General features: G+C 55.2%; 11 protein-coding genes. 6 read left to right on the forward strand and 5 right to left on the reverse strand.

The annotated features are described in order from the left end of the window. The first annotated feature begins 28 nt into the window (after positions 1-28). Both ALIPUT_RS06475 and ALIPUT_RS06480 read left to right on the forward strand, forming a co-directional pair. Complete coding sequence (locus ALIPUT_RS06475; protein WP_147554469.1) at positions 29-424, forward strand: DUF1573 domain-containing protein; 396 nt, start codon at positions 29-31, stop codon at positions 422-424. Between the two features lie 187 nt (positions 425-611). Next, on the forward strand, positions 612-1,931 hold the full coding sequence (locus ALIPUT_RS06480) for an amidohydrolase (protein ID WP_004328987.1): 1,320 nt from the start codon (positions 612-614) through the stop codon (positions 1,929-1,931). Positions 1,932-2,082: 151 nt separating this feature from the next. On the opposite strand, the gene ALIPUT_RS06485 is transcribed toward ALIPUT_RS06480, so the two are convergent. Next, complete coding sequence (locus ALIPUT_RS06485; protein WP_004328988.1) at positions 2,083-2,739, reverse strand: HAD family hydrolase; 657 nt, start codon at positions 2,737-2,739, stop codon at positions 2,083-2,085. Between the two features lie 129 nt (positions 2,740-2,868). Beyond that, on the reverse strand, positions 2,869-4,893 hold the full coding sequence (locus tag ALIPUT_RS06490) for an alpha-amylase family glycosyl hydrolase (RefSeq protein WP_040293651.1): 2,025 nt from the start codon (positions 4,891-4,893) through the stop codon (positions 2,869-2,871). 91 nt (positions 4,894-4,984) lie between these two features. Here ALIPUT_RS06490 and ALIPUT_RS06495 point away from each other — a divergent pair, with 91 nt between their 5' ends. Further along, positions 4,985-6,508 carry a peptide MFS transporter gene (locus tag ALIPUT_RS06495; RefSeq protein ID WP_004328990.1) on the forward strand — a complete coding sequence of 508 codons (1,524 nt, stop codon included), beginning with the start codon at positions 4,985-4,987 and terminating at the stop codon, positions 6,506-6,508. Positions 6,509-7,293: 785 nt separating this feature from the next. On the opposite strand, the gene ALIPUT_RS06500 is transcribed toward ALIPUT_RS06495, so the two are convergent. Further along, on the reverse strand, positions 7,294-8,373 hold the full coding sequence (locus tag ALIPUT_RS06500) for a helix-turn-helix domain-containing protein (RefSeq protein ID WP_187117650.1): 1,080 nt from the start codon (positions 8,371-8,373) through the stop codon (positions 7,294-7,296). 949 nt (positions 8,374-9,322) lie between these two features. On the opposite strand from ALIPUT_RS06500, the gene ALIPUT_RS06505 reads away from it, so the two are divergent. Together ALIPUT_RS06505 and ALIPUT_RS06510 are read left to right on the forward strand one after the other, a co-directional pair. Continuing rightward, entirely contained in the window at positions 9,323-10,105 is a 783-nt protein-coding gene (locus tag ALIPUT_RS06505) for an MBL fold metallo-hydrolase (protein WP_040293653.1), read from the forward strand. Between the two features lie 4 nt (positions 10,106-10,109). Next, a complete protein-coding gene (locus ALIPUT_RS06510) occupies positions 10,110-10,925 on the forward strand; it encodes an SDR family oxidoreductase (RefSeq protein WP_004328997.1) in 816 nt (271 codons plus the stop codon). Between the two features lie 377 nt (positions 10,926-11,302). Here ALIPUT_RS06510 and ALIPUT_RS06520 read toward each other — a convergent pair whose 3' ends face one another. Beyond that, positions 11,303-12,244, reverse strand: a complete 942-nt coding sequence (locus ALIPUT_RS06520) for a ribose-phosphate diphosphokinase (protein WP_004328999.1) — start codon at positions 12,242-12,244, stop codon at positions 11,303-11,305. A 77-nt stretch (positions 12,245-12,321) separates the two neighbouring features. Further along, complete coding sequence (gene yihA / locus ALIPUT_RS06525) at positions 12,322-12,918, reverse strand: ribosome biogenesis GTP-binding protein YihA/YsxC (RefSeq protein ID WP_004329000.1); 597 nt, start codon at positions 12,916-12,918, stop codon at positions 12,322-12,324. Positions 12,919-13,626: 708 nt separating this feature from the next. On the opposite strand from yihA, the gene ALIPUT_RS06530 reads away from it, so the two are divergent. After that, on the forward strand, positions 13,627-14,025 hold the full coding sequence (locus ALIPUT_RS06530) for a pyrophosphohydrolase domain-containing protein (protein ID WP_004329002.1): 399 nt from the start codon (positions 13,627-13,629) through the stop codon (positions 14,023-14,025). Positions 14,026-14,074 lie beyond the last annotated feature (49 nt).

A 14,074-nucleotide genomic window follows, 5' to 3' on the forward strand; every position in this document is an offset into this window, starting at 1 on the left:
GCGGACGATGGCTGCGAAAACGACACGAATGATACGTACGATATTATTGATTGCGGCTTCGTGCCTTGCATGGCTCGGGGCCGGCGCCCAGCAATACGAGGGAGCGCACCTGAAATTCGAGAGTTCGTTCCATAATTTCGGGAGCGTACCCCGTTGGGGCGGCGATCTGGTTTGGGAGTTCGAATATACGAACGACGGCTCTGCTCCGTTAGTAATAGTAAGGGCGCAGACTACCTGCTCGTGCCTGAAGGTGAGCCACTCCAAGCGCCCTCTCGCACCGGGCGAAACTGCTGTGATCCGTGTGGTCTATGAACCGCATAAGAACGAACCGGGCACTTTCAGCAAGGTGATCCAGATCTATTCCAATTCGGTTTCGGGGCGGGAGCTGATTACCGTTTGCGGGAACTCTCTGGATACCGAATGATCCGGTGCCGGAAAGGGGTACGTCCCGGAAGCGATCGATAGAAGGGGCGCTTTGATAGGGGCGGTTTCGAGAAGATGTCAAAATGGGATCGGATGTTCGCGTGAACACCGTAAAATAGTTCGACGTATGCCGTTTTGACGATAACCGCCCGGTTTGTAATTCCGATTGCGTCGAACCTGTATTGCTTATGGAACTGTTATTTACGAACTGTACGATTCTGCCCATGACGGCAGAGAAGGAGCCCCGGACTTTCACGGGGGCGGTCGGCGTGGCGGATCGCCGTCTGGCGCTGGTCAGCGACGATCCCCGGCGGATCGAAGCGTTCCGGCGGGAGCATCCCGGGGTGCGGGAGATCGACGGCACGGGCAAGGTGCTCATGCCGGGACTGATCAATACCCACTGCCACGTGGCGATGACCCTCCAGCGGGGCTATGCCGACGACATCGCCCTGATGAAGTGGCTGCACGAATATATCTGGCCTTTCGAGGCACAGCAAACCCCGGACGAAATCGTACTGGGAGCCGAAATGGGTATTGTCGAAATGTTGCTGGGCGGCGTCACGACGTTCGTCGATATGTACTGGCACGAAAACCGTATCGCCGAGGCCGTGCGGCGGCTCGGCATCCGGGCCATGCTCGGAGCGAGCTACTTGGATACGAGTTGGGAGGCTTTTGCCGACGATGTGGAGCGGATGATCGCCACCACGGGCGACTGCGACCGCATCCGGTTGGCCGTGGCGCCCCATTCGCCCTATACCTGTTCGCCGGAGTCGTTGCAGCGGGGCAAGGAGCTGGCACGCCGCCACGGACTCTGGTTCATGACCCATATTTCCGAAACCGAAGACGAGGTGCGTATCGTGCGGGAGCGTTACGGTACTACTTCTGTCCGGCATCTCGATACCCTCGGTATTCTCGACGACCGGACGATCGGTGCGCATTGCGTTCACGTCGATGACGGGGATATCCGCATCCTGCGGGAGCGCGGAGTGGCCGTGTCGCACAACCCCCAGAGCAACATGAAAATTTCGAGCGGTATCGCCCCGATCGCCCGGATGCATAGCGAAGGGGTGCTTTGCACGATTGGCACGGACGGTACCTGTTCGAACAACGACCTGGATATGTGGGACGAGATGCGTACCGCATCGTTCTTGCAGAAAGTAGCGACGATGGATCCCTGCGTGCTGCCTGCCTATGAAATTCTGAAAATGGCGACCGTCAATGCGGCCCGTGCGATCGGTCATGCCGGCGAGTTGGGCGTTATTAAGGAGGGTGCGCTGGCGGATTTCATTCTGATCGATGCGGTGAAGCCGCACCTTATGCCGGTATATAATATGGTGGCGAACCTGATCTACTGCGGCAAGGCTGCCGACGTGGATACCGTCGTGGTGAACGGCGAGATCGTCGTCGAGGGCCGCCGGATCGAGGGCGTCGATCTGTCGAACCTTTGCTTCCAGGTGCAGCATACGGCCGAGGACATTGCCCGCCGTACGGCCGCAGCGAAAAAGTAGGCTTTCAAGGTTGCCCGCAACTGAATGAAAGGGCTGTTCGATAACTTCCCGAAATTGAAAATCACCCCTGCCGGAGTTTATTCCGACGGGGGTGAAAACGTTAAAATAGGACTTGTCAGACAATCCCTCTGTTTCCCGGTATTTCGTCCGTTTATTCGAGCAGCAGCTCTTCCAGGTCGGGAATTGCGGGGAGGATGTAATCGGCTCCGGCCGCTTCCAGTTCCGCCCGGTCGCCGTAGCCGTAGAGAACTCCGGCGGAGTCGATGCCGACGGTTTTTGCACCGAGAATGTCGTATTTGCGGTCGCCGATCATTAAGGCGGTTCCGCGATCGGTGATGTTGCTCCCGGCCAGCACGTGAGCGATCACATCGGCCTTCGTCGGCAGCGAGCCGTCCAGTCCTGTGCCGCCGACGAAGGAGAAATAGGGGGCGATGCCGAAGTGGTCGAGGATCCGCTCGGCGAATACCCGGGGCTTCGACGTGGCGACGCAGAGCGTATATCCGCTGCTTGTGAGCGTGTCGAGCAGCTCGTCCATCCCGTCGTAGAGCCGGTTTTCGAAGATGCCTTTTTCGGTGAAATACTCCCGTGATACGGCTACGGCTTCGCTGGTCTGGCGGTCGTCGAAGCCGTAAAATGTCCGGAAGGACTCCGCGAACGGCGGTCCGATGAAGGGGCAGAGCTCGCGCAGGTCGCTCACTTCGATACCGAAATGCCGCAGGGCGTGTTGCACCGAACGGGTGATGCCCTCCATCGGGTCTGTGAGCGTGCCATCGAGGTCGAACAGGAGATGTCTGTATTTTTTCGTCATTGTATTGAATTTGTTGTCCGAAATCCCGCTCGGCAGCGGTGTATTGTCTGTCTTTTTGCGATTTTTTCTGTTTTCCGGGCATTATCCGGTATTTTTGGCCCCGTGCACGGCGCAGGGAGTGTGTCCGGATCACTCTTCGCGAAGGAAGACCGTCGCCGTGCGCGAGGTGTTGTAGATGCGGATGCGGGGCAGCTCGTCCCCCTGCACGGGGTAGGAGAAATGCTGCCCCCGCATGTCGGTCCGCTCCGTGCCGCCGAAACGGCGCTCGTCGGTCGAGAGGATCGGGCGGTAACGGCCCGGAACCCGTACCCGTACTTCGTAATTGGGTATCGAGGCCGACGGATGCCAGTTGAATACGAACAGCAGGTCGCCGTGCGAAAAGGCCATCGTCTGATTCTGGGTGTCCATCTGTAAATTGTAAGGGTAGCCGTCGCGGAGTATGCCGTATTTTTTCACCAGGGCGATCATCGCCCGGTCGAACTCCCCGAGCTGGGCATAGCGCAGCAGCCCGTTGTCCGCGAGCGACCATTGGCGCCGGGCGTAGGCGTAGCTCCAGCCGTTGCCCTCGCGCGGAAAGTCGATCCATTCGGGATGTCCGAATTCGTTGCCCATGAAGTTGAGGTAGGCGTCCCCGCCCGCCGAGATCGTGACGAGCCGGATCATCTTGTGCAGTGCCATGCCTCGATCGATGACCGGACTTTGCGAGGCGCGGTCCATGTGTTCGTACATCTCCTTTCCCATCAGCCGGAACGCGAGGGTCTGGTCGCCCACCAGCGCCTGGTCGTGCGATTCGGCATAGGCGACCGTCTTGATGCCGGGCAGACGGTCGGTCAGGACGTGCCAAATGGCGTGTATGTCCCACTTTTCGTCGGGTACCTCCTTGAGCTGTCGGATCCAGAAATCCGGAATGGCCATGCCCAGGCGGTAGTCGAAGCCGACGCCTCCGTCTGCGGTTGGAACCGCGATGCCCGGCATGCCGCTCACCTCCTCGGCGATCGTAACGGCCCGGGGACGGAAGTCGTGTACCAGCGTATTGGCCAGCGTAAGGTAGGTGAGGGCATGCTCGTTTACCCCTGCGTCGAAATATTGTTCCCTTCGGCTGAAATCGGTGTGTCCGTGATGATGATAAATCATCGAGGTCACCCCGTCGAACCGATAGCCGTCGAAATGAAACTCGTCGAGCCAGTATTTGACGTTCGAAAGCAGGAAGTGCCGCACCTGTTCCTTGCCGTAATCGAAAGTTTTGGAGTCCCAGTAGGGCTGTTCGCCCGCCGTACCCGGTAGGGAGTATAGATGATCCGTACCGTCGAGCTCGTTGATCCCCTCGTTGAGGTTCTTCACGTAGTGGGCGTGCACCAGATCCATCACCACCGCAAGTCCCAGTTCGTGAGCCGTGCGCACGAGCGTCTTGAGCGCTTCGGGCGTGCCGAAGCGCGACGAAGGGGCGAAGAAGTTCGACACGTGGTAGCCGAACGATCCGTAATAGGGATGTTCGGCGATGCCCATCAACTGCACCGTATCGTAGCCCTCCTCCCGGATCCGGGGCAGGATCTTTTCGGTGAATTCCGCATAGCTGCCCACGCCTTCGCGTTCCTGGGCCATACCTACGTGGGCTTCGTAGATGAGTAACTCCTCGCTGCGGGCCGCAATGGGGCGGTCGCCCTGCCAGTCGAACGGGACCGGATTCCAGAACTGGGCGGTGAAATTCTTGGTTTTCTCATCCTGTACCACGCGGGTCGCATAGGCGGGGATGCGGTCGTGCCAGCCGTTGTCGCCGTGCACGTGGATTTTGTAGAGTGAGCCGTGCGTGAGCCGTTCGGCATACATCGCATCGGGCAGGAAAATACTCCACACCCCTTCCGGGTTTCTGTCGAGCCGCAGCGAAGTGCGCTGCCAGCCGTTGAAGTCGCCCAGCAGATAAACGTCCTGCGCCCCGGGAAGCCATTCGCGGAACCACCAGCCTTCGAGCGCCTCGTCCCGCTGCCATCCGAAATAGCGATAGCCGTTGGCGTAATCGACGATCGATCCGGCCGATTTTTCTATTTCCCGAAGTGCCCGCAGGTAGCTCTCGTGCCGGGCGGTCAGCTCTTTCTCGACCGGAAGCAGCCAGCCGTCCCGCTCGATCATCGGGAGCTTTTTCGTCGGATTTCCCATAAACTGGTTCATTATTATAACAAAAATACGAAAAATAATTCTATCTTTGTCCGCGAAACAAAAAACAGAAAAAATTCTAATTCAATCGCGTATGTTTAAAAATCAACCCAAAGGATTGATCCCGGCAGCATTGAGCAACATGGGCGAGCGTTTCGGATATTATATCATGAACGCGGTGCTTGTGCTGTTTCTATGTTCCAAATTCGGCCTGTCTGAAGAGACCAGTGCTTTAGTCTATTCTTTCTTCTACGCCGGTATCTATGTGCTTAGCCTCGTAGGCGGTATCATTGCCGACAGAACGCAGAACTACAAAGGAACCATCATTTCCGGTCTTATTGTCATGACTATCGGTTATGTCGTATTGGCATTCCCCATTTTCGCGACTCCTGAGAATCAGACATGGCTTCTTACGCTTACTTGCGGTGCGCTGTTCCTCATCGCATTCGGCAACGGCCTTTTCAAGGGCAACCTTCAGGCCATTGTCGGACAGTTGTACGACAATCCTCGCTATGCTTCGCAGCGTGATGCCGGTTTCCAGATTTTCTATGTCTTTATCAATCTTGGTGGCGTTGTGGCTCCCTTCGTAGCTCCTTTGCTCCGCAGCTGGTGGCTCAGTGAGAACGGTTTGATGTATAATGCCGAGCTTCCGGCTCTTTGCCATGGATTTTTGGCGGGTGCGGAAGTAAACCTTGCCAATCTTCAGGAGCTGATTACAAAGGTGGGTGGCTCTGTGGTTGCAGGTGATGCCGGCTCCGTATCGGCATTCTGTTCGAATTATCTTAATGTCTTCAACACCGGCATCCACTATTCGTTTATCGCCTCCGTTGCCGCAATGCTTATTTCTCTCTCGATATTCCTTTTCACCAAAAGACAGCTTCCTTCTCCCGCAAAGAAAGCAAAAGAGGAAACCGTTACATATTCTGCAGAGGAAAAAGCTGCAATGGCTACGGAAATCAAGCAGCGTATGGCAGCCCTCTTCGCTGTGCTCGGTATTGCTATCTTCTTTTGGTTTTCATTCCATCAAAACGGAACTTCACTCTCGCTCTTTGCCCGCGATTTCGTAAAGACCGACTCCATACAGCCGGAAATATGGCAGGCTCTCAACCCGTTCTATGTCATTATCCTCACTCCTGTTGTGATGTGGGTATTTGCCGCTCTTGCACGCCGTGGAAAAGCGATTTCCACACCTCGCAAGATCGCTATCGGTATGGGTTTGGCCGGATTGGCATTCCTTTTCATGACTGTATTCTCGATCATCAACGGTTATCCTTCGGCCGAGGCGTTCAAGGATCTCCCGGCTGCAGAGGCGGCCGCTCTCAAGACAGGACCGTGGGTGCTCTTCGTACTCTACTTCTTCCTGACTGTGGCAGAGCTGTTCATTTCTCCTCTCGGTCTGTCGTTCGTTTCTAAAGTTGCTCCCAAGCATCTCCAGGGCCTTTGCCAAGGTCTGTGGCTCTGTGCAACGGCCGTAGGCAATCTGCTGCTCTGGATTGGTCCGCTCATCTACAATGCTTATCCTATTTGGGTGGCTTGGACTGTATTCTTCTCGGTCTGCATCATCTCGATGGGCGTTATGCTCGGTATGGTGAAATGGCTCGAGCGGGTTACCGAATAAGACCTGTATTTCGATTGATACGGCGGCGCTTCCGAAAAGGGGGCGCCGCTTTCATTTGACTGCCGGGAAGTACCGTATTTTTGTGATTATATACTTCGGTGTCCCTTTGGGGTGTGTCGTAGCCCAAGTTTCCTCCGAGCGAAGGGATTTAGGGCGACAAGTATTACAACACGGTCACGGGTCGTGAATAAACGACCGTCGAATAAGGTATATTGGCGGTATATGACTGCCGATGTTTTACGGCGAGGCGTGTCCGTTTCCGGCGGGATCGAAGCGGTGCTCTTCTTTTGCGTCCGAGCCCGTGCCGGCCGCAGAATTCACCGCTGGGGTGTATGGAGCGTAGGCTTTTGTCCGGGGGCCGGGTGCTTTCCGGATTGCGGATTCGTTACCCCGGCACATAGGAATTGCGACCTTGTCCGGGGCTTTTTACTTCTGGCGACCGTAAGAGATAACCGGCCGGCGGCTTCTTGACGGGTGTTCGGGCATTCGGGGCGTGCGGCGCAGGATCCGGCTCATGGGGCGGTTTATTCGGCGATGAACTTTATCCGGGGCTGGCTCTTCGATGCCGGCTATCGTTGAAGAAGATCGGATGGCATCCCTGACGGGTGTTTCCGGATTACGGGTTCGACGCTCGGAGAGCGGAGAGCAGAGAGCAGAGAGCAGAGAGCAGGCTTTTGTCCTAAAAGGAAATAGGACCGTATCCTTGAGCCGTCCATTGTAAATGAATCGGAGCGGCAAATTGATTTGCGACTTCGGTACGCTTGTTCAATGTTGCGAACGATGCCTTACGGACACTCTTCCTGAAGTCCGGTTATTTCCCGTAAACCGTTGTCTTCCCCCCCCCTTGTCCGGGATTTTCTAATGGACTCCTGCCATTGTTGCGGGGCCATGCCTTTTTCTTTGGCGAAGGCGCGGTAGAAAGTCGCCGTGCTCCCGAATCCGGATAACAGGGCCACTTCTTCGATTTTATGGCCGGCCTCCTCGTCTTCGAGCAGCGGCAAGGCGGCATATTGAATGCGGCAGTGGTTGATGTAGTCGCGGAACGACAAGCCCAATTCCTTGTTGAGCAGCAGGGAGAGTTGCGTGCGGTTAGTGCCGCATTCGCAGGCCAAGTCGATGATCGTAAGTCCGGGGTTGAGGTATAGTTTGCGCTGTACGATGGCTTCCTGCAACTGTTCCCGCAGCGATGCGGCGCGTCCTTTTCCTTCGGCGAGGTTTATTTCCGGATTTTCTTCGATGGGTTCTTCTTCCGGGAGCGGTTGCCAGTAATCCCGGATAATGTCCGGGATGCGGTATTGCAGGATGCAGCCGTAGAGGATACCCCAGACGGTAAGTGTCAGGATATAGATGAGAATGGTGAACCAGATATTGCTGAAAAATAGAATGATGATGATGTATGAAAGCAGGTAGAAGGCCAGCAGTGCCGACATCCACCGCAGCCATTGCAGGTGGATGCGCTCCGTGAACGAGTAGGCCTGGGCGATCTCCCGGGAGTAACGGATGGAGTAGAGGACGATGCGAGTCAGGGCGAAGAGGCAGTAACCGACGGTGTATAGGGTGTAGAGCAGAAGTACCGTCGGCAGGAAGGACGGCAGGTCCTTTAGCAACTCCGGCAGGGAAGCATATACCGTGCGGGGTTCGAAAGCCGTTCCGAGCCAGTAGGCGCCGCCGAGCAGAACGAAGGGGCTCAGCAGTTTGAGGCTGTATCGTGCCGTGATGCGGCCGGGCATCACCAGTTCGAAAAAGAAGAGCGACAGCAGAGCCAGGGTAAACAGGTCCGGAAAGGTGAAGCCCGGGCCGAGAATTTCGTAGTTGTAGGCGGCATCGTGGCTCAGGAAAAACTCTTTGAGTTCGATCAATGCCATCCATATCAGGCAGATTGTGAAGAGATAATGGGGCCGGGATTTGCTCTGTCGGGCATAAATCGCCATATGGAAGGCGCCCATAGCGAAAAATGACAGGGAAGCTCCGTTAAGGAAATATGTGAGGTTTTCCAACATTCTGAATACTAAGATAGTAAAAATAAGTACTAAAAATGTCTTTTTGCGCTATTATTTCGGCTTTCGCCGGGAAATCGCCCCGTGCGACTCTTCCGTCCTGCATTTTTTCGATGGATGGAGGTCGGTGAAATTTATGGACGGTAGAGTCGGGTGGGATATACGGGGCTTGAAATTCCTTGTTTTTCGGGGTAAAAAATCCGGGTGTCCGGGAATGGTTTTTCCGGTTTGACCCGAATCTGAAAAATAATTATACAAAATTATCCGGATTGAAGGATGTTTCGTTCTCAAATTATACAAATCGAATCGCAAAACGTACATCGGATTTTCTGGACGCCTCCGAGCGGAATGTGATGAATGTCGTATGTGCGCCGGGAACGGCGGCGATCGTTAGCAGTTGCCGGCCCGCCTTCTGTTTGCGGTGGAGGAAACTGTTTCGCAGGGCGTGTTCCGGTTGTCTTGCGGTAGCGTTTTCGGGAGGGGCGAGAGGGCGGCCGGTTCCGGGAGATTATCGGATCTGTAGGAGGAGAGGTATAGGATTGTGGCGGTATGGTTTTAGAATTTTTCCGACAGATACCGAATTGTTCGGGTGTGCACCGCCGGAGTTCCCCGGGGTATCGTGGATCGTTTTCGCCGCCCGTTTCGAATGATACCGACAGTCGCTCCAGCCTATCCGAGCGTACGGTAAAACGCGTTGCTTCCCGTTATCTGGAGCGTGCGAGAAAAAGCGGCGATTTCTCTTTTCTGCGGTGTTTTTTTTGTATTTTTGTTCCCGTCGCCGGGAAAAACAGAAACTCCGACGTTTTTTGCGATGGGTATGAAACTTACGATTCTTGGCTCGGGAACTTCTCAGGGAGTGCCGGTGATCGGCTGCCGGTGTGCCGTCTGCACCTCGAAAGATCCCCGCGATAACCGTCTGCGGACTTCGGCCATGCTCGAGTGGGACGACATACGGCTGGTGATCGACGCTGGGCCCGATTTCCGTTACCAGATGCTCCGGACCGGGGTCCGGCATATCGACGCGATTCTGCTGACGCACGAACACAAAGACCATATCGGAGGATTGGACGACGTGCGGGCCTTCAATTTCGTCGATTATCCCACGATCCATCGGATCGACGTATTCGGAACACGGCAGACGCTCAAATGCGTCCGCAAGGACTTCGACTATGCCTTCAGTGTGGACAAGTATCGGGGGGTGCCCGAAATCGAGCTGTGCGAAATAGATCCTGCCGTTCCCTTTTGCGTTAAGGACAAGGAGGTGATTCCCGTGTCGGGACACCATTCGCCCCGATTCGAGGTGACAGGGTTCCGGTTCGGCGAACTGGCCTACCTTACGGATTTCAAGACCATCGCCCCGGCCGAAGAGCGGAAGCTGTACGGTGTCGAAGTGCTGGTGGTCAATGCGCTCCGGCCCCAGCCCCATGATTCGCATTTTTCACTGGACGAAGCATTGGCGCTGATCCGCCGTGTGGCGCCCCGCCGGGCGTATCTGACGCATATGTCGCATGAAATGGGTCTTTACGCCGAGCGTTCCGCGTTGTTGCCCGAAGGGGTATATTTGGCTTACGACGGATTGGAAATAAATGTAAACGATTGATAGGATGAAAGGTTTGAAAGGAAAGACCGTCGTGGTCACCGGAGCTTCGTCGGGGATCGGCGAGGCATTGGCCCGCGAATGTGCGGTGCAGGGTGCCAACGTGGTGCTCGGCGCCCGGAGCCTGCAAAAATTGCAGCTCATCGTCGGAGATATCCGATCCAAAGGCGGCGAAGCGACCTACTGCGCGGTGGATGTGACCAAGCCGGAGGAGTGCCGCAATCTGATCGACACGGCCGTCGGGGAGTACGGCGGGTTGGATGTGCTCATCTGCAATGCGGGCCTTTCGATGCGGGCACTGTTCGATGACGTGGATCTGGAGGTGCTGCACCGTCTGATGGACGTTAATTTCTGGGGCACGGTCTATTGTACCAAATACGCGTTGCCGTACTTGCAGGCTTCGCACGGGTCGCTGGTCGGCATCTCGTCGGTGGCCGGTTTGCACGGCCTGCCGGGGCGTACGGGCTATTCGGCTTCGAAATATGCGATGACGGGATTTCTGGAAACCGTGCGGATCGAAAACCTGAAGAAGGGGTTGCACGTGATGGTCGCCTGCCCGGGGTTCACGGCTTCGAATGTCCGCTTTTCGGCGCTCACGGCCGACGGTTCGAGCCAGGGCGAGACACCGCGCGACGAGGCGAAGATGATGACGCCCGAACAGGTCGCCCGTATCGTTATTCGGGGAATCGAAAAGCGCAAACGCCTTTGCCTGATGGAGGCTGAGGGGCGTGCTACACACTTTATCAAGAAATTCGCCCCTGGCTTCCTCGACCGTATGTTCTATATGGTTATGGCCCGGGAACCGGATTCGCCGCTGAAATGACGGAGCAAAATGAAAAAAACAGAATTGCAGAAATAACAACCCTTGTACTGACCGGGTTGCTACTGCTCGACATAATCGTATTTTTTGTTGGTATGATATGCGATGGGGCAGGCGGAAACGGGCTGGTTTACGTGGTGTATTGCGGGATTGTTTCTTTGGTTTTACTGGGGTTATATCTTTTATGTTGCGCTGGGTTTTATTTCTTGTGGAAGGTGTCTTTCTGCAATAATCGCATTATACGCTTTTGTTTCTGTATTTTTGCGGCGTTGGCGGTCGGACTGTTGTTGCTTTTGTGAGATGCACCGGATAGCGAAACATTAAATACGACAAAGGGGATGCTCGAAAAAGCATCCCCTTTGTCGTATTGTAAACTCCTCCTACTTGAAGAAAATCGACGAAATCTCCTTGTAGTTGTGTACGCGCTCGATGACGTTGGCGAAGATGTCCGCTACGGTCATCACCTTGAATTTGCTCAGGTCCTTTTCCGGGTTGAGCGGTATGGTGTCCGTGACGATCACCTCCTGCAAGGCACTGGCATTGATTTTTTCGTAAGCCTGCCCCGAAAGGATCGGGTGGGTGATGGCTGCCCGGACGCTCTTGGCACCTTTTTCCATTAGCATATCGGCTGCCATGCAGATCGTGCCGGCCGTATCGATCATATCGTCCACGATGATTACGTTGCGACCCTTCACGTCGCCGATGGCCGTCATTTTACCCACGACATTGGCTTTCGCACGCTCCTTGTGCGAGATGATGATCGGGGCGCTCAGGTGCTTGGCATAGGTGTTGGCCCGTTTGGCGCCGCCCATGTCGGGTGCCGCGATCGAGAGGTCCTCGATGTTCAGGCTTTTGATGTACGGTACGAAGATGCCGCTGGCATAGAGTGCATCCACCGGTACGTCGAAGAAGCCCTGGATCTGGTCCGCATGCAGGTCCATGGTCATAATGCGGTCCACGCCTGCCGCGACGAGCATGTTGGCTACCAGTTTCGCGCCGATCGGTACGCGGGGACGGTCTTTGCGGTCCTGACGCGCCCAGCCGAAGTAGGGCATCACGGCGATCACCTTGTAGGCCGATGCGCGGCGTGCGGCATCGATCATCATAAGGAGTTCCATCAGGTTGTCCAGCGGCGGGAAGGTCGATTGGATGATGAACACGGTGCAGCCGCGGATCGACTCGTTGAAGCAGGGCTGGAACTCTCCGTCGCTGAACTGTTGCACCTCCGAGTTTCCGAGCGTGGTGCCGTAGCTTGCGACGATTTTCTCCGCGAGGTACCGCGAGCCCCTGCCTGCGAAGAATTTGATTTTGTGGATAGCCATAGTATGTGATTGTGTTTTTGAATGGTGCAAAGATAGGATGTAAAGACCGAATTATCGGGTATTTCTAAAATCTTTTTTTAACATTCTGTTAAACATTTGCCGATGAAGTCCAGGATCTCTTCGCGGCCCGTCCGTTTTTCGCTCGAGGAGCGGAACATCGGAGGCAACCCCTCCCACTGTTCACCGAGCACTTGTTTGTAGCGTTCGACGCTGCGTGCGAGCTGTGCGGCCGACAGTTTGTCGGTTTTGGTAAAGACGATGCCGAAAGGGATGCCCTCCCGGCCGAGCATTTCGATAAAGCGCAGGTCGATCTTCTGGGGCTCCAGTCGGGAATCGACCAGCACGAACAGGAAGTGCATCCGTTCGCATCGGAGTACGTAGTCGGTGATGATTTTGGCGAACTCGTCGCGTTGGGTTTTCGATGTGCGGGCGTAACCGTAACCGGGCAGATCGACCAGATACCAACTGTCGTTGATGCGGAAATGGTTGATAAGCCGCGTCTTGCCCGGGGTGCCGGAAACTTTGGCCAGGCCGCTGCGACCTGTGAGCATATTGACCAGCGACGACTTGCCGACGTTGCTGCGGCCGATGAAGGCGAACTCCGGGAGCGAGTCTTTCGGCAGTTGCGAAAGACGCTCGGAGCTGCATACGAATTGTGCCTTGTTGATCTGCATGACAAGCGGTAGCAAAAGAGGTACGGCGAGGGTGTTCCCGGGTTCGATCCGATCGTTTCGCAGGCGGCGGCAGCAATCGTCTGTCCGGCCAATTTATCTTTCTGCAAAAATAGTGGAAGGCGAACGGTAAGCCAAATCTGTCTGAACTTGTCCGGGCCACGCATCCGATTTTTTGCAAAGATAGGAAAAGTTGAGAGAAAACGGGAACTTGTTCCCGGTTTTCCGAGGTGCCTCCTATCCAAGGCTATGTCAAAGATAGTAAAAGACAAGGACAGAACCAAATTTGTTCAAGTCCCTTTTGCGCCTCCTTGCAGGGCATTATACGTAAGCGTAGCTGCCCTCCCCCTCCGAGCGTCGTTTGAGCTATGCCGAACCGTATCCTATTTTTCCAGAAAAGTGAAGTGCGGACGGTAAACCAAACGTCGTTGCCGAAGCCGACTTTTTCTTGAGAGCAGAGTTCACAGATATCTTCTGTTTCGTCCTTTTGACCGTCGGTTGTCCGAGGCTGTTCGGATCATATTCTCGTTTTGTAAAAAGATACAAAAAAAGGTGTTCGTGGTTTTCGGTCGATGTTTGTACGATCGAAAATGCGGGCATTCCGCTCTTTTGCCAAAAGGCACCCGGAAAAAGAGGTTCGAAACTCCTGCCGGGACGTGTCTTGTGAAAATTAATTCGTACCTTTATGGCTGTTTTAGAATTTTGAGTGTTATGAAGAAAGAGTGGAACGACGTGCGTGAATTTCACGAAAAGTTCGGTCATCCGTGTCCGGATGCACCCCGTATGCTGGATAAAAAACGCTCGCTCAGCCGGGCGAAATGGATGAACGAGGAGGTTGCTGAATTTCTGGTCGCCGAGGATATCTACGAGCAGGCCGACGCGATGATCGACCTGATGTACTTCGCGCTGGGTACGATGGTCGAGATGGGACTCGAGCCGGACGAACTGTTCGAAATCGTTCAGCAGGCTAACATGGCCAAGTTGTGGCCCGACGGCAAGCCGCACTACAATCCCAAGGACGGCAAGGTCATCAAGCCCGATACGTGGGAGGACCCTGCACCGAAAATCCGGGCCTGCATCGATGCCGTGATCGCCCGTAAGGGGAAATAACCTCCGTTTCGTATCGTGTAAATATACCCTTTCGTGCCGGTAATTCGGT

Source organism: Alistipes putredinis DSM 17216, assembly GCF_000154465.1.
Lineage (GTDB): Bacteria > Bacteroidota > Bacteroidia > Bacteroidales > Rikenellaceae > Alistipes > Alistipes putredinis.

Coding starts and splice junctions, on each gene's coding strand:
- ALIPUT_RS06500 (WP_187117650.1), bottom strand. CDS start 8,373: ATGGCATTGATCGAACTCAAAGAGTTTTTCCTGAGCCACGATGCCGCC.
- ALIPUT_RS06505 (WP_040293653.1), top strand. CDS start 9,323: ATGAAACTTACGATTCTTGGCTCGGGAACTTCTCAGGGAGTGCCGGTG.
- ALIPUT_RS06510 (WP_004328997.1), top strand. CDS start 10,110: ATGAAAGGTTTGAAAGGAAAGACCGTCGTGGTCACCGGAGCTTCGTCG.
- ALIPUT_RS06475 (WP_147554469.1), top strand. CDS start 29: ATGATACGTACGATATTATTGATTGCGGCTTCGTGCCTTGCATGGCTC.
- ALIPUT_RS06485 (WP_004328988.1), bottom strand. CDS start 2,739: ATGACGAAAAAATACAGACATCTCCTGTTCGACCTCGATGGCACGCTC.
- yihA (WP_004329000.1), bottom strand. CDS start 12,918: ATGCAGATCAACAAGGCACAATTCGTATGCAGCTCCGAGCGTCTTTCG.
- ALIPUT_RS06480 (WP_004328987.1), top strand. CDS start 612: ATGGAACTGTTATTTACGAACTGTACGATTCTGCCCATGACGGCAGAG.
- ALIPUT_RS06520 (WP_004328999.1), bottom strand. CDS start 12,244: ATGGCTATCCACAAAATCAAATTCTTCGCAGGCAGGGGCTCGCGGTAC.
- ALIPUT_RS06490 (WP_040293651.1), bottom strand. CDS start 4,893: ATGGGAAATCCGACGAAAAAGCTCCCGATGATCGAGCGGGACGGCTGG.
- ALIPUT_RS06495 (WP_004328990.1), top strand. CDS start 4,985: ATGTTTAAAAATCAACCCAAAGGATTGATCCCGGCAGCATTGAGCAAC.
- ALIPUT_RS06530 (WP_004329002.1), top strand. CDS start 13,627: ATGAAGAAAGAGTGGAACGACGTGCGTGAATTTCACGAAAAGTTCGGT.